The organism is Acetivibrio sp. MSJd-27, from assembly GCF_018918095.1.
Taxonomy (GTDB): Bacteria; Bacillota; Clostridia; order UMGS1840; family HGM11507; genus HGM11507.
In genome coordinates, this window is the sequence record NZ_JAHLPV010000025.1 from 21169 (window position 1) to 42194 (window position 21026).

The following is a 21026-nucleotide window of genomic DNA, read 5'->3' on the forward strand; positions in this document are numbered from 1 at the left end:
CTCTGCGTAAGCTCGATTGACTTTGTCTGTGGAAAGCGGTATACTAAAAAATAGTTTGTTCAGGAGGTTACCGATATGATAAAAACCGTTTTGTTTGATTTGGACGGCACCTTGCTCCCCATGGATCAGGATGTCTTTGTAAAAGCGTATTTTAAACGCCTGGCGGAGAAGCTGGCGCCCTATGGATACGATCCAAAAAAGCTGATTGACGGGATATGGGCGGGAACGGCCGCTATGATAAAAAATGACGGAAGCCGCACCAATGAGGAAGTATTCTGGGACTGTTTTTCTAAGATGATGGGAGAAAGGGTTTTGCAGGATAAAGAGCTGTTTGACGAATATTACCGGGTGGAATTTCAGGAAGCGGCGAATTCCTGCGGTTACACGGCGGACGCAGCGTCGACGGTAGAAATGCTGAAGAAGGAGGGCTACCGGCTGGCTCTTGCCACGAATCCGATTTTCCCCTCGGCTGCGACCGAGAGCCGAATTCGGTGGGCAGGGCTGGATCCTGAGATCTTCGAGCTGTACACCACCTATGAAAATACCGGTTACTGCAAGCCGAATCCGGACTATTACAGGGACATTCTCCAAAAAATGGACTGTGGTCCTGATGAATGCCTGATGGTGGGCAACGATGTGGAGGAGGATATGATCGCGCGGACGATCGGGATGAAGGTATTCCTGCTGAAGGATTGCCTGATCAACCGGAAAAATGAGGACATTTCCGGCTTTCCCCAGGGCGGGTTTTCGGATCTGTGCCAATACCTCAAAGAGGAGAAGTGTAAGTAAATACCGGAACTCCTCATTTATAAGAGGATAAAAGCCTTCGGCAGCATTTTTTGCTGCGGAAGGCTTTTTTATAACACAGAAAATTGCTTTTTCCATTAAGCAAGTAACTATTCAGTGTTTTTACACTGTTGTCTATCTTCTTCTAAATTATCCAAAGCAACCCGAGTTGCTTCAATGACAAACATTGAAAAATTACAATCGGTTCCGGTTATTTCTTTTTCTACTCTGTCTATTACATCATTAGGAAAACGAATCGTTTTATTTGTGGATTTTGGAACTGCAGGAATTTTAAATTTTCTCATTATCATTCTCACCAACATATCAACAAAATATTTCTGTTGATAATGGTATATTACTTTTTGCAATAAATATGCATTATATATTGCATTGCAATATATAATGTGTTAAAATATAGTAGAGGTGATAATAAATGTTTGATAATTTATCGGAAGAGGAATTGAATCAATATTTTGAAATGATTTACGGAAGAATGAGCGGCCTGTCCGATCCGGAAACTCTGCCCTCAGCGCTGGCGGAGTCTGTGCCGGATGAATTTGAAGCGGGAGCTTCCTGCGAAAAATGGTATGCGGAGATTGTCCGAAATTTGGAATCCTTGAAGAGTACGCCGGCGGATTTGACAGAAGATCAAACGGTTGTGAAAATAATGGATGCTTATGAGGAAATTCAGCGCTGTCTGTGCAGGAAAGCCTTTGCATACGGCTATCGGCTGGCGGCGGAGAAGCATTAGAGCGTCGAGCGCTATGTGCTGTAAATATATTACTTTATTCATTAAAAAATGTAACTGTTTTGGAAAATCTCCTTTTCTTTCCCCGGAAACTGTGTTAGAATAAAAACCAACGAAGAAATAGGAGGAGATTGAATGTCCAAGTTGATAATCCCGAAGGATTATAAATCTTATCTGTCTGTTCTCGAAACGGAACAAGCCATCAAACACATCAAAGATCACTTTCAGGCTGAGCTTGTGAATAAGCTGAATTTAAAACGGGTCTCCGCTCCGCTGTTTGTTCTGCCGGAAACCGGTCTGAACGACAATTTAAACGGTGTGGAACGACCTGTCAGTTTCGAGGTCAAAGGCATCGGGAACAACCGGGTAGAAGTGGTTCATTCCCTTGCAAAGTGGAAGAGAATGGCTCTGAAAAAATACGATTTCAATCACGGGGAAGGCCTGTACACCGACATGAACGCCATCCGCCGCGATGAAGATTTGGATAACCTCCATTCCATCTATGTGGATCAGTGGGACTGGGAAAAAATTATCTCCCAGGGAGAACGCAATGAAACGACCTTAAAGGGAATTGTGGAAGACATTTATGCCGCTTTGAAGGACACGGAACGGTTTGTCTGTGAAAGCTATCCTCAGATTCCGAAGATACTGCCGGATAAGATTACCTATATCACTACCCAGGAGCTTCTGGATAAATATCCCGATAAAACGCCCAAGGAGCGGGAAAACGCCATTGCGAAGGAATGCGGCGCAGTGTTCCTCATGAAAATCGGCGGCAGGCTGAGCAATGGAGAACCCCATGACGGGCGCGCGCCCGACTATGACGATTGGGAATTGAACGGCGACATCCTTCTGTGGTATCCGGTTCTGGAACAGGCCTTTGAGATTTCCTCCATGGGGATCCGGGTGGACGAGAAAGCTTTGCTTTCTCAGCTTAAGGAAGCCAGATGCGAGGATCGCATCAAGCTGAAATTCCACACCGATTTGTTAAACGGGCACCTGCCTTATACGGTGGGGGGAGGCATCGGTCAATCCCGTCTCTGCATGTTCCTTTTAAAGAAAGCACACATTGGCGAGGTCCAATCCTCCATCTGGGATCAAAAAATGATTTGCGATTGTGCGATGAATCATATTGAATTGTTGTAGAAAATGTGGTATAACTGAATATATAGAAAATAAGGTAGTATGGTATACTACCTTATTTCAATTCGGTTGAAAGGAATCAATGAACAATGGACTATGTAAGTGTAAAGCAGCTGTTTCGGGAAACCGAACGGCTGGGAGGCAAAGAAGTAAAGGTAAGCGGCTGGATCCGCACCATTCGGGATGCAAAAAATTTTGGGTTTATCGAATTGAACGACGGCACCTTTTTTAAAAGCGTGCAGGTGGTTTTTGAAAATGAAAAAATAGACAATTATAAAGAGATCGCAAAGCAGAACGTGGGGGCGGCTTTGACGGTATGCGGCATTCTGGAGCTGACGCCGGAGGCCAAACAGCCCTTTGAAATCAAGGCGGCTTCCATTGTTGTGGAAGGGGCTTCCGCACCGGAGTATCCGCTGCAGAAAAAGCGCCATTCCTTTGAATTTCTGAGGACGCAGGCACATCTGCGGGCGAGAACCAACACTTTTTCCGCCGTGTTTCGCTTAAGGAGTGTGGTTGCCTATGCGATTCACAAATTTTTTAACGAGAATGGTTTTGTCTATGTACACACACCTATTATTACAGGCTCCGACTGTGAAGGGGCAGGGGAGATGTTTCATGTAACTACGATGGATATGGCGGATATTCCAAACACGGAGGACGGTAAGGTGGATTATTCCAAAGACTTTTTCGGAAAGTCCACCAATCTGACGGTCAGCGGCCAGCTGGAGGCGGAAACCTATGCCATGGCCTTCAAGAATGTCTATACCTTTGGTCCGACTTTTCGCTCGGAAAACTCCAACACAGCGCGCCATGCCGCGGAATTTTGGATGGTGGAGCCGGAGATTGCCTTTGCCGACCTGAAGGACGATATGGATCTGGCGGAGCGCATGCTGAAGTTTATCATTCAGTATTGTTTGGACAATGCGCCCGAGGAAATGGAATTTTTCAACAGCTTTATCGATAAAAACCTGCTGGAACGTCTTCATCACATTCTGAACTCTGAGTTTGGACATGTGACCTATACCGAAGCGGTAGAGATTTTGGAGAAATCCGGACAGAAATTTGAATATCCCGTGAAGTGGGGAATTGATTTGCAGACAGAGCATGAGCGCTATCTGACCGAGCAAGTGTTCAAAAAGCCCCTGTTCGTCACCGATTATCCCAAGGAGATTAAAGCGTTTTACATGCGTCTGAACGACGACGGAAAAACGGTGGCGGCGATGGATTTGCTGGTGCCGGGTGTCGGCGAGATTATCGGCGGAAGTCAGAGGGAAGAACGGTTGGATGTCCTGCTTTCCAAAATGGAAGAACTGGGTCTCAAGGAGGAGGATTACTGGTGGTATCTGGATACCCGGCGCTTTGGCGGCTGTAAACATGCAGGATTTGGTCTGGGATTTGAGAGGGCGATCATGTACCTTTCCGGTATGCAGAACATCCGGGATGTACTGCCCTTCCCGAGAACCGTTGGCACGGCTGAATTTTAAGGAGGCAACATGAATCCATTTGTACTGCTTATTTCACTGTTTCTTTTCTTTTTTATTCTTTTTAATGTGGTGCCTAAGTTTCCATACCTGTTCATCTGGAGAGCGACCAAAATGATCTCCAAGGGCCAGGTGGAAAAAGGGCTGGAGGCATTCCGTAAGGCTTGCCGCTATAAAAAGATTGCACCTTTCACCAAGGTGCGCTATGCATTCACCGAGCTGAAGCTGGGCGATGTACAGAAGGCGAGGCAGATGCTGATGCAGGTCAGTGCGGATCCGAAAATTCCGGTCAATGTGAAATACGAGGCGAAAGCCGTTTTTGCCTTGGTACTCTATAAGGAAGGAAACCTGGGGGAAGCCAAAGAGGTCATGGACGAGGTCTATGAAAATTATAAAACCACCAATGTATACTGCACGCTGGGTTATCTTTATAACATTTTAAACGATCCGCAGGACGCGGTGAAATTCAGCGAGGAAGCCATGGAATATAATGACGAGCATCCAGTGCTTATGGATAATTACGGACAGGCCCTGTACCTGGACGGACAGTATGACAAAGCCTTGGAGCTCTATGAAAAGCTTATGACCAAGAAGCCGAATTTTCCAGAGGCTTACTATAATTACGCCCTTGTGCTCCAGAAGAAAGGGGACTATACAAATGCCTTTGAAGCACTGTGTAAGGCGGTCAAATGTCCGTTCAACAATCTGAGTACGGTATCCAAGGAAGAGGTTTGCAGCCTGCTCAATGAGATGGAAGAAAAGAAGGGCGAACTGCTTGAAAGCAACCATGAAGAATAAGTTGATTTTGCAGAAAGAAGAGCAATTGTATCAGTTGCTGAGACAATTTGATTCCGTTGCGGTGACTTTGTCCGGCGGGGCAGACAGCGCGCTTCTCTGCCGTTTGGCCGCGGAAGCGCTGGGAAACACAAAGATTACGGCGTTGACAGCGGCGGGCAGCATGTTGCCCGCAGAGGAACTGCAGGCCGCAGCGGCACTCTGTGAACGCCTGCAGATACGTCATGTCGTTCTGCCGGCGGAGGAGTTTTCGGTTGACGCTTTCCGGTTTAACCGGAAAGATCGTTGCTATCACTGCAAAAAGAATATGATGGAAAAGTGTATAAATTATGCAAAAGCCCATCATATTGCCGCTGTGCTGGATGGCACGAACGCGGATGATTTGGGACAGGACAGGCCGGGTCTGAAAGCAGCGGAGGAATTGTCGGTGGGCAAGCCGCTGGCTGATTGTGGTATTACGAAGCCGGAGGTCTACACTCTTTTAGAGAAATTCGGTCTCACGGATTATGTAAAACCGTCCATGTCCTGTCTGGCAACCCGCTTTCCAGTCGGCGAGGAGTTGACAGAGGAAAAGCTGGCCCTCTGCTGGAAGATAGAAAAAAAGATCCGGCGTCTGGGTGTGCAGGGATATATGCGGGCAAGAATACTCGGCGATACCGTAAAGATAGAAGCAAAAAAAGAAGAACAATATAAAATCGTTTCATCTCCTATCAAACAGGAAGCGGAAAAACTGGGGTTCAAAACAGTTCTTTTGGAATTAGAGTAATGGAGGATCATAGATGAAAATAGTTCGCGTTTTTTCAGAAAAGAGACCTGAGTTTGCCGTGGAGGCAAAGGGCGTTTTAAACGACTTGACCGAAAACCTTATGATATCCGGTCTGCAGGACGTGCGTATCCTGGTTCGCTATGACGTGCAGGGGATCGATGAGGAAATTTTCAAGAAAGCACAGAATACTATTTTTTCCGAGCCGCAGGTGGATACCCTTTCCTTTGAGGAAGCAGATTTTGCGGGCTATAAGGTTTTTGCGGTGGAATATTTGACCGGACAGTTTGATCAGAGAGCCGATTCCGCGGCGCAGTGTATCCAGATCCTGACCGGACAGGCAAAGCCGGATGTGAAGGTTGCAAAGGTGTATGCCGTCAATGACGCGGTTTCCGATACGGATATTGAAAAAATCAAACAGTATGTGATCAACCCCGTTGATTCAAGAGAAGCCGGATTGAAAAAACCGGATTCACTGGATATGCAGTTAAGCACGCCCGACAAGGTAAAGGTGTTTGACGGTTTTATCCAACTTGACGAAGACGGGCTTTTTGCGTTTCTGAAAGAAAACGGTTTTGCTTGCGATTTGAATGATATCAAATTCTGTCAGGAGTATTTCCGGGATGTGGAAAAACGGGATCCCACCGTGACCGAAATGAAGATGATCGATACGTACTGGTCGGATCACTGCCGTCACACCACTTTTTCCACCAACCTAACCGGAGTGGAAATCGAAGATCCTGTTATCAAAAAAGTATATGACGAATATCTGGAATCCAGAAAATTTGTTTATCGGGATAAAAAGGAAAAACCGGTGTGCCTGATGGATCTGGCAACTATCGCCATGAAGGAGCTGAAAAAGAAAGGCGTTTTGGATAACCTGGATGAGTCTGAGGAGATCAACGCCTGCTCCATCGAGGTGGAGGTTGATGTCAACGGAAAGCCGGAAACCTGGCTTGTGATGTTCAAAAACGAAACCCATAACCATCCCACGGAGATCGAACCTTTTGGCGGCGCGGCAACCTGTCTGGGCGGTGCAATCCGCGATCCGCTGTCAGGACGTTCCTATGTCTATCAGGCAATGCGCGTCACCGGAAGCGGAGATCCGAGAAAAACCGTGGAGGAAACCTTAAAGGGCAAGCTGCCCCAGAGAAAGATTTCTACCGTTGCGGCTCACGGTTACAGCTCCTATGGCAACCAGATTGGTCTGTCCACCGGTTTGGTTCGGGAGATCTATGATGAATCCTATATTGCAAAGCGTATGGAGATCGGCGCGGTAGTTGGCGCAGCTCCGAAAGAAAATGTCATCCGCACCGAACCCCAGCCGGGCGATTTGATTGTCCTTCTGGGAGGCAGAACCGGACGGGACGGCTGCGGCGGGGCGACCGGTTCCTCCAAGGCGCACACCGAGCAGTCCATCGAGACATGCGGTGCGGAGGTACAGAAGGGAAATCCGCCGGAGGAACGGAAAATCCAGAGGCTGTTCCGGAAGAAGGAAGTCACTACGCTGATTAAACGCTGTAACGATTTCGGCGCCGGCGGCGTCTCTGTCGCAATCGGTGAACTGGCGGATGGACTTGTCATCAATCTGGACAAGGTACCGAAAAAATATGCAGGGCTGGACGGAACCGAGCTTGCCATCAGCGAATCCCAGGAGCGTATGGCGGTTGTTGTCGCCAAAGAGAACGCGGAACGGTTTGTCCGTGAAGCGGCCAAAGAAAATCTGGAGGCAAACGTGGTTGCCGAGGTGACTGCGGAAAAACGGCTGAAAATGTTTTGGCAGGATGACTGCATCGTAAATATTTCCCGGGAATTTTTGAACTCCAACGGCGCGCCGAAATATGCGGAAGCGAGGATACCCTCCTGCGACAGAACGAATCTTTTCCAAAGTGTCACTGCGGGGGATGGCTCGTTTGCAGAGAAATTTAAAGAGATTCTTTCCAATTTGAATGTCTGTTCCCAGAAAGGATTGGGAGAAATGTTTGACGGCACCATCGGTGCCTCCAGCGTGCTCATGCCCTTTGGCGGGAAATATGAATTGACGCCGGCGGAAGCTATGGCGGCAAAGATTCCGGTACAGAACGGAGAGACCAAAACCGCTACGGTGATGGCTTACGGCTATGATCCGAAATTGGCGGAGAGATCCCCCTTCTACAGCGCGCTCTATGCAGTGATCCAGTCGGTGGCAAAGGTGGTTGCGTCCGGCTGTGACGTGGATGAAATTTATCTGACCTTCCAGGAGTATTTTGAACGGCTGGGCGAGGATGCCCTGCGGTGGGGCAAGCCTTTGAGCGCTCTTCTGGGTGCATATCTGGCGCAGAAGGAACTGAATATGGCAGCCATCGGCGGCAAGGATTCCATGAGCGGCTCCTTCAACAATCTGGATGTTGTGCCGACGCTGGTGTCCTTTGCGATTGCACCGGCGAATACCGATGATATCATCTCGCCTGAATTTAAGAATACAGACAGCAAAGTGGTTTATCTGCCGGTTAAACGGGATGAAAATGGAATGCCGGATTTCGAAGCGTTTTTGGAAACCTCCAGAAAGCTGTATCGTTTGATTGTTGAAAAGAAAGTGACCGCGGCATATGCGGTTCCCATGGGTGGTATTGCGGAAGCGGTTCTGAAAATGGCGTTCGGAAACAAAATCGGCTTTGCTTTTGAAAAGACAGAAGGCTTGTTTGAGGCCAACTACGGCGGCTATATTCTGGAAACGGCGAAGGATTTTGAAATGGAAGGCGCGGAAATCATCGGCTTCACCAACGACAGCAGAATCATTTCCATTGGGGAGGAAATCATTTCTCTGGAAGAACTGATTCTGGCGTTTACAAAACCTCTTTCCAAGGTGTATCCGGAAACCCACAAGGAGGATAAGAAAACCTTTGAAATGCCATACTATACAAAAGACAGTGCGTCTGCTTCCAAATATAAGACAGCAAAGCCGAAAGTGCTGATTCCGGTGTTCCCCGGAACAAACTGCGAATACGATACGGAACGCCAGTTCCGGTTTGCAGGCGCGGAAACCAAGATTCTGGTGTTCCGCAACACTTACGGGAATGATATTGCAGAGTCTTTGGAAGCGATGGAAAAAGAAATCCGTTCCTCCCAGATGATGATGCTTCCCGGCGGTTTCTCCGGCGGGGACGAGCCGGACGGATCCGGTAAGTTTATCGCTACTGTGCTGAGAAATCCGCGGATTACTGACGCAATTCACGATATGCTCTATCAGCGTGACGGTCTGATGCTGGGAATCTGCAACGGTTTCCAGGCGCTGATTAAGCTGGGGTTGGTTCCCTTCGGAAAAATTATCGACACGAATGAAGAATGCCCCACTTTGACTTACAACACCATCGGACGGCATATTTCAACCATGGTCAACGTGAAGGTGATGAGCAATCTTTCACCCTGGTTCTCCCATGTCAAACCGGGCGAGGTATACAAAGTTCCAGTATCCCATGGGGAAGGACGTTTTGTAGCCAGTGAAAAGATGATTGAGGAATTGAAGAGGAATGGGCAGATTGCGACCTGTTATGCCGCACCGGACGGACAGATTACCGATGATCCCACCTACAATGTCAACGGATCTTACTGTGCAATTGAAGGGATCACTTCTCCGGATGGAAGAGTACTGGGCAAAATGGGACACTCCGAGCGGATCGGAGACAATCTGTATAAAAACATTCCCGGCGAATTTGACATGCAAATTTTCAAATCCGGGGTGGAATACTTTAAGTAACCTCGCCAAAACGCCTCTTTCCTTTTCCATATTATGGAGAAGAGAGCGGATAGATAATATTTTTATTTTGCGAGGTTGAAACGCTTATGAGGTGGCTTTTGCTTTGCAAAAGCAATTTTATCTTGTTATAATGAGGAATCGAGTATGTTGAATAACTTTAACGAGGCGGTCTACGATATCAAAAAAGTATTTGGTGAAAAGCTTCCCAAAACCTGCGTGGTTTTGGGATCGGGGTTCAGCAAATTTACGGAATTTATGACGGAGAAGAAAGAATTGCCCTATGGGGAGATTAGCGGATTTCCCCTCTCCACCGTACCCGGGCACAGCGGTAAATTGATACTGGGATGCATCAACGAAATTCCGGTTCTGGCGTTCAGCGGACGGTTTCATTATTATGAGGGCTACACCATGAAGCAGATTGCGTTTCCCGTGCGGGTGATGAAGCTGCTCGGCGTGGAAAATTATATTGTAACCAACGCCTCGGGCGGGATTAACGAGGATTACCGTGCGGGGGATTTGGTTCTGATTTCCGACCATATTAAGTTCTTTGACGACAGCCCTTTGCGGGGAAAAAATCTGGATACCTTTGGCGTCCGCTTCCCGGATATGACACATGCGTATCACAGGGAGCTGATCGAAACGGCGAAAAAGGCAGCCGGGGAGATTGGAGTCGATCTGAAAGAAGGCGTATACGCTTTCATGAGCGGTCCCAGCTTTGAAACTCCTGCGGAAATCCGTGCTCTGCGTGCGCTTGGAGCGGATATGGTGGGCATGTCGACGGTGCCGGAGGTCATCTGCGCCAACCATATGGGAATGAAGGTGTTGGGCATTTCCTGCGTCTGCAATTTGGCGGCGGGAATTCTGGATCAGCCCCTAACCCATGAGGAAGTTATCGCAGCGGGAGAACATGCGGCCGAGAAATCGGTTGCACTGCTGACGCGAATCATAGAAAAAATAGAAAATAGATAGAGATGAGGGAATAGATATGTCATTGGTTGAAAGCGGAAAGAAAAAAATTGAATGGGTTTCCCGCCACATGCCAATATTAAATACGATAAAGAAACAGTTTGAAAAGGAACAGCCGTTCCGTGGAAAAAAGATTACAATTTGCATTCATCTGGAGGCAAAGACGGCCTATTTTGCGACCGTGCTGAAGGCCGGCGGCGCACAGGTGGTGGCAACCGGTTGTAACCCGCTTTCCACACAGGACGATGTGGTGGAAGGTTTGCGGTCCTATGGTGTGACGGTATACGCAAAGCACAGTGCAACAGAGGAAGAGTACAACAACGATCTGAGAAAAGCGCTGGAACAGCAGCCGGATATCATACTGGATGACGGCGGCGATCTTACAGCGATCATTCATCATGAAATGCCGGAGCTGATTGAGACGCTGTACGGCGGAACGGAGGAAACCACAACCGGCATTCTGCGTCTGCGGGCGAGGGAAAAAGAAGGACAGCTGAAATTCCCTGTTATCTCTGCCAATGACGCTTTCTGCAAATATCTGTTTGATAACCGTTACGGTACCGGACAATCTGTCTGGGACGGTATCAACCGAACCACGAATTTGATTGTCAGCAGCAAAAATGTGGTCATTGCCGGATACGGCTGGTGCGGAAAGGGTGCGGCGATGCGCGCCAAGGGACTGGGCGGAAACGTGATTGTCTGTGAGGTCAATCCCATCAAAGCGATTGAGGCGGTGATGGACGGCTTCCGCGTTATGTCTATGGAGGAAGCCTCCAAAATTGGAGACATTTTTGTTACAGTGACAGGCTGTAAGGACGTTATCACCAAAAAGCATATGGAGAACATGAAGGATGGTGTCATCCTGGCAAATGCCGGGCATTTTGATGTGGAAATCAATAAGCAGGATTTGGCGGCTGTCTCGGTGGAAAAGAAAACGGTTCGGGACAATATTGAGGCTTATATCACCAAGGACGGCAGGCATCTGAACTTGTTGGCGGAGGGCAGGCTGGTCAATCTGGCCGCTGGCGACGGACATCCGGCGGAAATCATGGATATGAGTTTTTCCATTCAGGCACTCTCTCTGAAATACATCAATGAACATCACGGGGAGATGACCAACAAGGTCTATAACGTGCCGGAAGAGCTTGACCGCTATGTGGCGGGGCTGAAGTTGAAAACACTGGGTGTTTCAATCGATAGGCTCACCGAGGAGCAAGAGCACTATATCAACGATTTTATGGAATAGAGGGTCTTGTTATGCTGTTGAAAAACGCGACAATTATTACCATGGATGAGTCCAATCCGGTGCTCTATCATGGATATATCGGAACCCGGGATAAAAAAATCGTTTTGGTATCCGAACATCTGGAGGAGAGGGAGACGGCATACGGCGAGGTGATTGACGCCAAAGGCAAGATTGTTATGCCGGGGCTGTGCAATGCCCATTCCCATGTGGCTATGACGCTGCTTCGGGGATATGCGGAGGGCTATTCTCTGCAGGAATGGCTTTTTCAAAAGATATTCCCCATTGAAGATCAACTGGAACCGGAGGATATCTATTGGGGTACCATGCTGGGGATTGCCGAGATGGTACGCACCGGAACGACGCTGGTCAACGACTGTTATTATTTTATGGACAGAGCGGCTGCGGCGTATTCGGAAACCGGTTTCAATGCCAATATTTCCCGCGGTCTGATGAACGATCAGTTAAAGGAGGACTACAGCGATGATTATCGTCTGAAGGAAATGATCGAGCTGTTTGAGTCCTATAATGGGAAGTACGATGATCAGATTCGAGTGGAATGTTTCCCTCATGCAATTTATACCTGTTCGCCGCAGTATTTCAGATATATCGCGAAAGTGGCGGACAAATATGGAATACCAGTGACTTCTCATATCTCGGAAAACGAAACAGAAAACAGGGAGTGCCTGGAAAAGTACGGGAAAACCCCTGTTCAGGTTTATCAGGAATCCGGATTATTGAATCGGCCGGTCAATATCGCCCACGGCGTTTGGCTGACGGATGATGACTTGGAGATTGTGCGCAGCAGCGGGAGTACCGTCACACATAATCCGGCCAGCAATTTAAAGCTGGGCAGCGGCATTGCAAACATTCTGAAGTACAGTAATATGGGAATTAACATTGCGCTGGGGACGGACGGCTGCTCCTCCAACAACAATCTGAATCTGTTTGAGGAAATGCACCTGGCAGCCCTGTTGCTTGCCGGAACCAATGATCCCTCTCTGGTAAAGCCGTTTGAAATATTGAAATTTGCCACGGTAAACGGAGCAAAAGCAATGAACCGCACGACAAAAGGGATTCTGAAAGAGGGCTATGACGCTGACTTTATCATGGTAAATAACACGGAGCCTTACTATTATCCTCAGCACGATCCGGTAAACAATATTCTGTATACGGCGCAGGGGCCGGATGTCTGCCTTACTGTAATTGGCGGCAGGACGGTTTATCAGGATGGAGAATACAAATCGCTGGATATCGAAAAGGTAAAAGCGGAAATTATGCGGATTAAAGCAAGATTATTCGAATAGGAAACCAAAATCATATTGTATTCCTGATAGAAAGGAGGAGGTGTTATAAATGCTGGAAAGTTATGTGGAGAGGGAATTTAATGAGTTAAAGGCGGCTTATAACACTTCTGCCGTAATCAAGCAAGCGGATTTGACCTTTACGAATAAAAAATTCTTTCAAAATTTTAAGAAGAATCTGAATACCGATCGCCGGGGTGAGGTTGTTTTTCTGGTGGAGCGGAAGAACGGAAAAAAGATTGTCATAAAAAGCGGTAAATATCCAAGAGGGATTTACCGCATTCCCAGCGGGGGGATTGGATTTGAGGAGAAGGCGATCGACGCGCTTTCCCGAGAGATGAAAGAAGAATTAGGAATAAATTTTACAATTCAATCATTTTTGGGACTGGTTGAATATAAAATAAATTATAAGGATGAAGCATTAAAATTTTATTCCTATCTCTTTTTACTAAAAGAGGTAAGCGGTAATCTGATAGAGGATGCCACGGAGGATGAGATCACAGAATATCTGGAAGCAGACGATGAAAGATTGATTCAAATCGGGGATAAGATGAGGGAAATTAAGGGAGGATGGTATGACTGGTGTCAATTCCGTTCTCAGGCAATCTATTTTTACAAAGACTATTTGAAGGAGTTATACCAATGTCAAAAAAGAAAAAAGTGATTTTAATATCCGGTATTGCAGCAGTGTGTGTGCTGCTGCTGTGCGTCTCTGCTTTTTTTGTCTCCGCAGTAGGGGAATTGGACGGCGATACGGTCTATGAAGGGATCTATTTCAAGGATATCCCGCTCGGTGGGAAAACGCAGGAGGAAGTAAAACAGATTATTTCAGATTATGAGGAGAACATGCCCAGCCAGGAATTTACCGCAAAGTTCCATGACATTTCCATCACGTTTTCTCCCAGTGCGGTCGGATTTAATTACAATGCGGAGGAGATGGCGAAAGCGGCTTATGATACATACCGGACGGGCGGTAAACTGGAACGTGCTTTTCAGGTCTGGAAAGCAAAAAACGGAAAGGTTGAAATCAAGTCCAGTTATTTGAACGATGAGGAGCTGTTTAAACAAACTGCTAAGACGCTTTTATCCGAGCAGGGGATTACAGATGCTCCTTATACGCTCGCTTATTCTGACACAGCTGTAACAGTGACCATAAACGACACAGGGGAGTATGTGGACATCGATGCTTTTTACAGCCAAATGAAACAGCGGATGGCGGTAGAGGACTACACCGTTCTGGAACTGCAGGGTATGCCTATCGGCGTTCCTTCTGCGGATGACATTTATAATGCTATCTATGTGAAAGCGGAAAACGCGAGAGCGGAAACGGTTGACGGCAAGACCAAAATCATCCCTCATGTGATCGGAAGATCAGTGGATAAAAAATCTCTGGAAGAGCATTTGAACAAAGGAGAAAAGAGTTTTCAGCTGAAACTGAACAAGACGTATCCCACAATCAAGACAGAAAATATAGAAGGGCAGTTTTTCCATGATGTGCTGGGAACTTATCGGACAAATTACAATGCGTCGCTGAAAGGCCGAACCCAGAACGTGTCGCTTGCAGCGAAAAAAATCAACGGTACGGTTCTAAACAATGGAGATATTTTTTCCTTTAATAAAACGGTAGGAAAAAGAACGGCAGCGGCAGGTTTTTCGACTGCCACCATCTTTACAAATGGAGAGCTGTCCGAAGAACTGGGCGGTGGCATTTGCCAGGTTTCTTCCACTCTTTACTACGCCACCTTGCTGGCGGATCTAAAAATCGTGGAGCGCAGAAACCATATGTTTACCGTTTCGTATGCGAAAAACGGATTGGACGCCACGGTAGCCTATGGTTCTATCGATTTCCGCTTTAAGAACAACTATTCCGCACCGATCAAGATTCTCGCAAGTGCCAGCGGAGGCATCATGTCGGTGACAATCCTTGGAACGAAGGAACAAAATAAAAAAGTGGAGCTGGTTACCCAGACACTGGGAACCACGCCGTTTCCCACGGAGTATGTTGAGGTTGACAGCCTGAAAGCTGGGCAGCAGCGTGTGAAGCAAAACGGACTGAACGGCTATAAAGTTTCCGCCACCAAGATTGTGAAAGACGGGAACGGGAATGTGATCCGCAAAGAGAGCCTTGGAACAAGCGTCTATCAGCCGCTGAAAAAAGTGATTGAGGTCGGAAAGGGAACGCAGGTTTCCAACCCTCCTACGCAAACACCCACACCGCCGACGAAACCGCCGGTACACACGCAAACGCCGGAACCCACTGTCACACAAGAGCCTACAAAACCTCCCGTGACGTCTGCCCCGCCGACCAGTCAGCCCCCAGTTACTCAGGAACCGACGGAGACATCGGAAGCGACTACAATGCCAAATAACGAATAAGAATAGTGCGGGATCGAAAATCCCGCACTATTGTTAAATATTAAACAAAGCAATAAAGGAAAAACAAGATAGAACAAAAGGAGAATGCTTATGAAGAAGTATACCTTCCGGGGGGGGATTCATCCTCCGGAACACAAGGAGCTGACAGAGCATAAGCCAATTGTGAAATTGGATGCGCCCAAGATGGTGATTCTGCCGCTCCGTCAGCATATCGGCGCCACACTGGAGCCTTTGGTGAAGGTTGGAGAGCATGTGTACATGGGACAGAAAATCGCCGACAGCGATCAATTTGTCTCGGCTCCGGTACATAGTTCTGTTTCGGGAAAAGTGATGAAAATAGAGGAGTATTTCCATCCATCCGGAATGAAGGCTCCGGCTATTTTCATTGAAAATGACGGAAAGGACGAGTTGGATCCATCGGTCAAACCAATCGGCGATTACCGAAAGCTGTCGCCGCCGGATATTGCAAAAGCGGCAAGGCAAGCGGGACTAGTTGGTATGGGAGGAGCCGGATTTCCAACACATATTAAACTGATGCCTCCCAAGGATAAAAAAGTGGAATATCTGATCATCAACGGCGCGGAATGTGAGCCTTATCTGACCTCAGATCACCGTGTGATGCTGGAAGAAGGAGAAGAGGTTCTCTACGGCCTGAAAGTCATGATGCACAATTTCGGTGTAGATAAAGCCTATCTTGCCATTGAAGAAAATAAGATGGATGCGGCGGAGCATATGCAAAAGCTTTTAAACGGGGACAACTCCATAGAGGTATGCGTTTTAAAAACGAAATATCCTCAGGGCTCTGAAAAGCATCTGATCAAAGCGGTTTCCGGCAGGGAGGTTCCCAGCGGAAAACTGCCGATTGACGCGGGAGCTGTGGTGAACAATATCGACACTTGTACCGCTCTTGCCAGGGTAATGAAAACAGGAATGCCGCTCATCCGCAGAATTGTAACGGTATCCGGTCTCGGCGTAAAGAAGCCGTGCAATTTTGAAGTTCGTATCGGCACTGATTTTCAAACGCTGTTTGACGCGGCAGGCGGCTTGAAGGAGGACGTGAAAAAGGTCATTATGGGCGGACCAATGATGGGAATTGCACAGTATGACCTGCGCACGCCGGTTGTGAAAGGAACCTCAGGTTTACTGGCCCTTTTGGAAAATGAGGTTATTTGGGAGAAGGAAATGCCCTGCACCCGCTGTGCCAAGTGTGTAGACGGATGCCCTATGGGCTTGATGCCTCTTTACCTGTCGGCTTACTCCAAAAAGGAGGACTATGATATGATGATCAAATATCATATTACCGACTGTATTGAATGCGGTTCCTGCTCTTATGTATGTCCCAGCAGGAAGAATCCGCTGCAGCGGATCCGCATTGGCAAGCAGCTGACCATGCAGAGACTGCGGGAACAGAAGAAATGACCGCGGTTTGTGCGGCACAGGACGTTTCTTGTCCAAGTTAAAAACGAAAGGATACATCATTACAATGGATAAAAAGCTTTTGGTGAGTTCCTCACCTCACATACATACCAACCAGTACATTACCAAAATGATGCGTGATGTGCTGATTGCCCTGTTTCCAGCACTGCTGGCGGGCATTGTGTTTTTCGGCTACCGGGCTCTTGTGATAACCTTGGTGTCGGTCGCCTCTTGTGTGCTGTTTGAATCCCTTTGGAACCGATTTATGAAAAAGGAGGATACCATCGGCGATTTGAGCGCCTGTGTCACCGGTGTTCTTCTGGCGTTTTCCATGCCGGCAAACGTGCCGCTTTGGCTTCCCGTTGTGGGCGCACTGTTTTCTATTATCATCTGCAAGCAGCTGTTTGGCGGTTTGGGGCAGAATTTTATCAATCCGGCACTGGGAGGCAGGGCCTTTTTGATGGCTTCCTGGCCTGTTTTGATGACTACCTTTGTGATGCCTTTTCAGCCGATGCCGCTTTTTTCGTCGGTCGCAAACATTGATGCGATCTCTTCCGCAACTCCGCTGGGGCTTATGAAACTGCAGGGAGAGATGACTGGATATATGGATCTATTTATCGGACAGATTGGCGGCTGTATCGGAGAAACCTCTGCGCTGGCACTTTTGATCGGCGCTGTTTATCTGATTTGCCGCAGAGTGATTAAGCTGTACGCCCCTTTGGCTTATCTGGGCAGCACAATGCTGTTTGGCTGGCTGATGGGTTATGACGGCTTCATGACGGGAGATCCTCTGTTCCATCTGCTCTCCGGCGGTCTGATGCTGGGCGCTTTCTTTATGATTACCGATTACACGACAACTCCGACGACAAATCTGGGAAGTGTGATTGCAGGTATTATCGCCGGGTTCTTTACGATTTTGATTCGAGTCAAGGGCGGGTATCCCGAAGCGGTTACCTATTCTATTATGCTGGTGAATATCATAACTCCCTTGATTGATAAATGGATTCTTCCAAGACAGTATGGGAGGGTGAAAAAGCATGCATAAAAAAGAAAGTATTTTAAAATTAGGACTTGTGCTGTTCTTTATCTGTGCGCTTGTCACATTGGCACTTGCCGCAGCCAATTACATAACGGCACCCAAGATTGCGGCCATCACAGAAAAACAGGAAAAGGAAGCCAGAGCGGAAGTGCTTTCCGGTGCGGATGATTTTGAAAAGCTGTCCGATATGGTATACCGCGGTGTCAAAGACGGGAAAACGGTTGGCTATGCGGTGAACACCAACCCTTCCGGTTTTGGCGGCGAGATTAATATGATGGTGGGTCTGGATGAAACCTTTCAGGTATCCGGTGTAAAAATTGTGAGTTTTTCGGAGACACCAGGTCTTGGAAGCAAGGCAAGTGAACCAAAGTTTCTTGACCAATTTAAAGGGAAAGGCGCCGATGTTTGCGTCGTAAAAGGCGGTGCGAAGAACAGCAATGAAGTGGTCGCCGTTTCAGGCGCAACCATTTCATCCAAGGCTGTCACGGCCGGAGTAACGGATGCCATTAAGCTGGCAAAGGAAGCGGGAGGTGCAAAAGAATGAAGGAAATGCTGAAGAAAATCATCAATGAGAACCCCGTTTTTGTACTGCTGCTGGGAATGTGTCCGACTTTGGCGGTTACCACGACAGCAAACAATGCGATTGGTATGGGCTTGGCGGCTACGGTTGTTCTGATTGGCTCCAACGTGGTCATATCCTGTTTGAGAAAAGTGATTCCCCAGAAGATACGGATTGCGGCTTACATTGTTATTATCGCCGGGTTTGTCTCGGTTATCGAAATGCTTTTAAAGGCATATTTGCCGGATTTGGCGCAGTCTCTGGGGCTGTTTATCCCTCTTATCGTGGTGAACTGCATTATTCTCGGGCGCGCGGAAGCCTTTGCATCCAAAAATGGAATCGGAGCTTCCTTTATGGACGGCTTGGGGATGGGGCTTGGTTTTACCTTTGCACTTTTGATTTTGGCAGTCGTGAGGGAGATTCTCGGCAATGGAACCCTGTTTGGACTATCCCTGTTTCCGGAGGGATTCCAGCCTGCGATCATGATGATACTGCCTCCCGGAGGATTCATTACACTGGGATTGGTTCTGGCTGTTATCAATATCATTAAAATCAAAAGAGGAGGTAAGGTAAATGATTAGTATGTCGACCATTTTTTCGATTGTTATTACCTCGATCCTGATTGAAAATATAGTGCTTGTCAAATTTTTGGGGATCTGCTCCTTTATCGGTGTTTCCAAACGGACAGATACCGCTCTCGGCATGGGCATGGCGGTTACCTTTGTCATGGCGATTGCATCGGCGGTTACCTGGTGCGTGCAGACCTATCTGCTGGTTCCATTTCATTTGGAATATCTGCAGACAATCTCTTTCATTTTGGTCATCGCCGCGTTGGTACAGCTGGTTGAAATGGCAATTCAGAAATTAAGTCCCTCGCTCTATACCTCTTTGGGGATTTATCTGCCGTTGATTACCACCAACTGTGCGGTTCTGGGGATCGCTATTTTGAATATCGATAAAAATTACAATTTTATAGAAGCACTGGTATCCGGCGTGGCCGCCGCTTTGAGTTTTACCATTGCCATTTTTCTGTTCGCAGGGGTTCGGGAACGGCTGGAGAATTCTGAGATACCGGAATGGATGAAAGGATTTCCCATCGCATTGGTTACCGCCGGCATTATCGCGATGGCTTTCCTTGGCTTCCAAGGCTTAAAGATATAAGGAGGGTGAGAATATGTTTATGGAATTGGTCTTTCCGGTAATCGCCCTCGGTGTGATGGGGTTGCTGTTCGGATTGATGCTGGGCGGCGCTTCAAAAATATTCAAGGTGGAAGTGGATGAAAAGATTCCTCTGATTCTGGAAGTTTTGCCGGGCGCGAACTGCGGCGGATGCGGATATGCAGGATGCAATGCTTATGCAACCGCAGTTTCGGAGGGCAATGCCCCGCTCAATGGCTGCCCGGTAGGTGGCAAGGAAGTCAGTGACCAAATTGCACAGATCATGGGTGTTTCCACTGGCGAGTATGTAAAAAAAGTTGTCCGGGTGCACTGTCTGGGCTGTTATGAAAATGCAAGGCAGAAATATGAATACAGCGGGATTCAGGACTGCATTGTGGCCAGCAAGCTGGGCGGGGGACAAAAGGATTGTCCCAACGGATGCCTGGGGCTAGGCACCTGTCAGAGAATCTGTCCTTTTGGCGCAATTGAGATTGAGGACGGACTTGCCCGGATCAACGAGGACAAATGCACCGCCTGTGGAAAATGCGTCCAAGCCTGTCCGAAGAATGTGATAAGCCTTGTTCCGCAGGAAAAGAAATACATGGTTATGTGCAACAATCATAACAAGGGACCGATTGCCAAGGATTTGTGTAAGGTCAGCTGTATTGGCTGCAGGTTGTGTGAAAAGGAATGCCCCTTTGACGCGATTCATGTGAATCACTTTGTAGCGGAGATCGATTATGACAAGTGTAAAAACTGCGGAAAATGCATGGCGAAATGTCCGCGCAATGTGATTGTAAAGCTGTAAAAAATCTGTGCAATAAAAATTTTTTGCTTGAGATACATTAAAACGGACTATGCGTAAGATTATTTGCCGAGGTGAATCATTATGACTTTTCAGATAAGAGAATGCAGAATGGAGGATGTCGATTCCATCCAGCAGCTTAACTGTAATGAAATGGGCTATGAGTATCCATCCGATGAAACAAAAAACAGGTTGAAGGATTTATTGAAAAGTGATAAGGATAAAATTTTTGTTGCATCAGTAGAGAATGCAGTTGTGGGGTATGTACATGCCTGCGATTATGATGTGATTTATTTTCCGCATATGAAGAATATCATGGGTATTGCCGTATCAAAAGAATATAGCAAACATGGTATTGGAAAAGCTTTATTGGCAGAAGTTGAAAAATGGGGAAAAGAAACAGGGGCTTTCGGAATTCGTTTGGTTTCCGGAATGGAAAGAACCGAAGCACATGTGTTCTATCGCAGATGCGGATATATTTCCGGGAAGCAACAGTTAAATTTTAAAAAAATTTTTCAATGACAGATGAGAAGAATCTGTATATAGAAATCCCCTTTGAAAAGAGTATATCTTTTCAAAGGGGACTTTTTTGGTGTCTTTAGACGTGGAAATAAACCCCCAGTTCTACTGGGGGAAGATAAAAAGCTTAAGCATATGCAAATAAAACCTCCTGAGATATAATAGTAAAAGGTTTGGCAACCGCATTAC

General features: G+C 47.3%; 20 protein-coding genes. 19 read left to right on the plus strand and 1 reads right to left on the minus strand.

The features are described 5' to 3' along the window. Window positions 1-75 precede the first annotated feature (75 nt). A complete protein-coding gene (locus KQI32_RS09090; protein WP_216424771.1) occupies window positions 76-789 on the plus strand; it encodes an HAD family hydrolase in 714 nt (237 codons plus the stop codon). Window positions 790-896: 107 nt separating this feature from the next. Here KQI32_RS09090 and KQI32_RS09095 read toward each other — a convergent pair whose 3' ends face one another. Next, window positions 897-1091 carry a YlcI/YnfO family protein gene (locus tag KQI32_RS09095; protein ID WP_216424772.1) on the minus strand — a complete coding sequence of 65 codons (195 nt, stop codon included), beginning with the start codon at window positions 1089-1091 and terminating at the stop codon, window positions 897-899. Between the two features lie 128 nt (window positions 1092-1219). Here KQI32_RS09095 and KQI32_RS09100 point away from each other — a divergent pair, with 128 nt between their 5' ends. The 18 genes from KQI32_RS09100 (at window position 1220) to KQI32_RS09185 (ending at window position 20840) form a co-directional block, all read left to right on the plus strand. Beyond that, window positions 1220-1537 (plus strand): hypothetical protein, encoded by a 318-nt coding sequence (locus tag KQI32_RS09100; protein WP_216424773.1) that lies wholly within the window; start codon window positions 1220-1222, stop codon window positions 1535-1537. A gap of 132 nt (window positions 1538-1669) precedes the next feature. Next, on the plus strand, window positions 1670-2680 hold the full coding sequence (gene asnA / locus KQI32_RS09105; protein ID WP_177691238.1) for an aspartate--ammonia ligase: 1011 nt from the start codon (window positions 1670-1672) through the stop codon (window positions 2678-2680). A gap of 86 nt (window positions 2681-2766) precedes the next feature. After that, window positions 2767-4161 (plus strand): asparagine--tRNA ligase, encoded by a 1395-nt coding sequence (gene asnS, locus KQI32_RS09110; RefSeq protein ID WP_216424774.1) that lies wholly within the window; start codon window positions 2767-2769, stop codon window positions 4159-4161. 9 nt (window positions 4162-4170) lie between these two features. Next, complete coding sequence (locus KQI32_RS09115; RefSeq protein WP_216424775.1) at window positions 4171-4956, plus strand: tetratricopeptide repeat protein; 786 nt, start codon at window positions 4171-4173, stop codon at window positions 4954-4956. After that, window positions 4934-5719 (plus strand): ATP-dependent sacrificial sulfur transferase LarE, encoded by a 786-nt coding sequence (gene larE / locus KQI32_RS09120; RefSeq protein WP_177691241.1) that lies wholly within the window; start codon window positions 4934-4936, stop codon window positions 5717-5719. Before KQI32_RS09115 ends, larE begins: the two co-directional genes overlap by 23 nt. 13 nt (window positions 5720-5732) lie before the next feature. Next, window positions 5733-9452, plus strand: a complete 3720-nt coding sequence (locus KQI32_RS09125) for a phosphoribosylformylglycinamidine synthase (RefSeq protein ID WP_216424776.1) — start codon at window positions 5733-5735, stop codon at window positions 9450-9452. 144 nt (window positions 9453-9596) lie between these two features. Beyond that, entirely contained in the window at window positions 9597-10421 is an 825-nt protein-coding gene (locus tag KQI32_RS09130; RefSeq protein WP_216424777.1) for a purine-nucleoside phosphorylase, read from the plus strand. Between the two features lie 16 nt (window positions 10422-10437). After that, on the plus strand, window positions 10438-11664 hold the full coding sequence (locus KQI32_RS09135) for an adenosylhomocysteinase (protein WP_216424778.1): 1227 nt from the start codon (window positions 10438-10440) through the stop codon (window positions 11662-11664). Window positions 11665-11675: 11 nt separating this feature from the next. Further along, a complete protein-coding gene (locus tag KQI32_RS09140; protein ID WP_216424779.1) occupies window positions 11676-12968 on the plus strand; it encodes an amidohydrolase in 1293 nt (430 codons plus the stop codon). A gap of 49 nt (window positions 12969-13017) precedes the next feature. Continuing rightward, window positions 13018-13629, plus strand: coding sequence for an NUDIX hydrolase (locus KQI32_RS09145; RefSeq protein WP_177691246.1), 612 nt, complete (start codon window positions 13018-13020; stop codon window positions 13627-13629). Continuing rightward, window positions 13608-15341, plus strand: a complete 1734-nt coding sequence (locus tag KQI32_RS09150) for a VanW family protein (protein WP_216424780.1) — start codon at window positions 13608-13610, stop codon at window positions 15339-15341. Before KQI32_RS09145 ends, KQI32_RS09150 begins: the two co-directional genes overlap by 22 nt. 90 nt (window positions 15342-15431) lie before the next feature. Beyond that, the gene (gene rsxC / locus KQI32_RS09155; protein ID WP_177691248.1) at window positions 15432-16760 is read left to right on the plus strand and encodes an electron transport complex subunit RsxC; all 1329 of its coding nucleotides are present in this window, start codon (window positions 15432-15434) and stop codon (window positions 16758-16760) included. A 64-nt stretch (window positions 16761-16824) separates the two neighbouring features. Then, entirely contained in the window at window positions 16825-17802 is a 978-nt protein-coding gene (locus KQI32_RS09160; RefSeq protein WP_216424781.1) for an RnfABCDGE type electron transport complex subunit D, read from the plus strand. Next, window positions 17795-18340: an FMN-binding protein gene (locus KQI32_RS09165; protein WP_216424782.1), complete on the plus strand. Its 546-nt coding sequence runs from the start codon at window positions 17795-17797 to the stop codon at window positions 18338-18340. The genes KQI32_RS09160 and KQI32_RS09165 overlap by 8 nt, the downstream gene beginning before the upstream one ends. Beyond that, complete coding sequence (gene rsxE / locus KQI32_RS09170) at window positions 18337-18936, plus strand: electron transport complex subunit RsxE (RefSeq protein WP_177691251.1); 600 nt, start codon at window positions 18337-18339, stop codon at window positions 18934-18936. The genes KQI32_RS09165 and rsxE overlap by 4 nt, the downstream gene beginning before the upstream one ends. Window position 18937: 1 nt before the next feature. Beyond that, window positions 18938-19516: an electron transport complex subunit RsxA gene (rsxA, locus tag KQI32_RS09175; protein WP_216424786.1), complete on the plus strand. Its 579-nt coding sequence runs from the start codon at window positions 18938-18940 to the stop codon at window positions 19514-19516. A 13-nt stretch (window positions 19517-19529) separates the two neighbouring features. Beyond that, window positions 19530-20321 carry an RnfABCDGE type electron transport complex subunit B gene (locus KQI32_RS09180; RefSeq protein ID WP_216424783.1) on the plus strand — a complete coding sequence of 264 codons (792 nt, stop codon included), beginning with the start codon at window positions 19530-19532 and terminating at the stop codon, window positions 20319-20321. A 108-nt stretch (window positions 20322-20429) separates the two neighbouring features. Continuing rightward, window positions 20430-20840: a GNAT family N-acetyltransferase gene (locus KQI32_RS09185; RefSeq protein WP_374197072.1), complete on the plus strand. Its 411-nt coding sequence runs from the start codon at window positions 20430-20432 to the stop codon at window positions 20838-20840. Window positions 20841-21026: the final 186 nt, after the last annotated feature.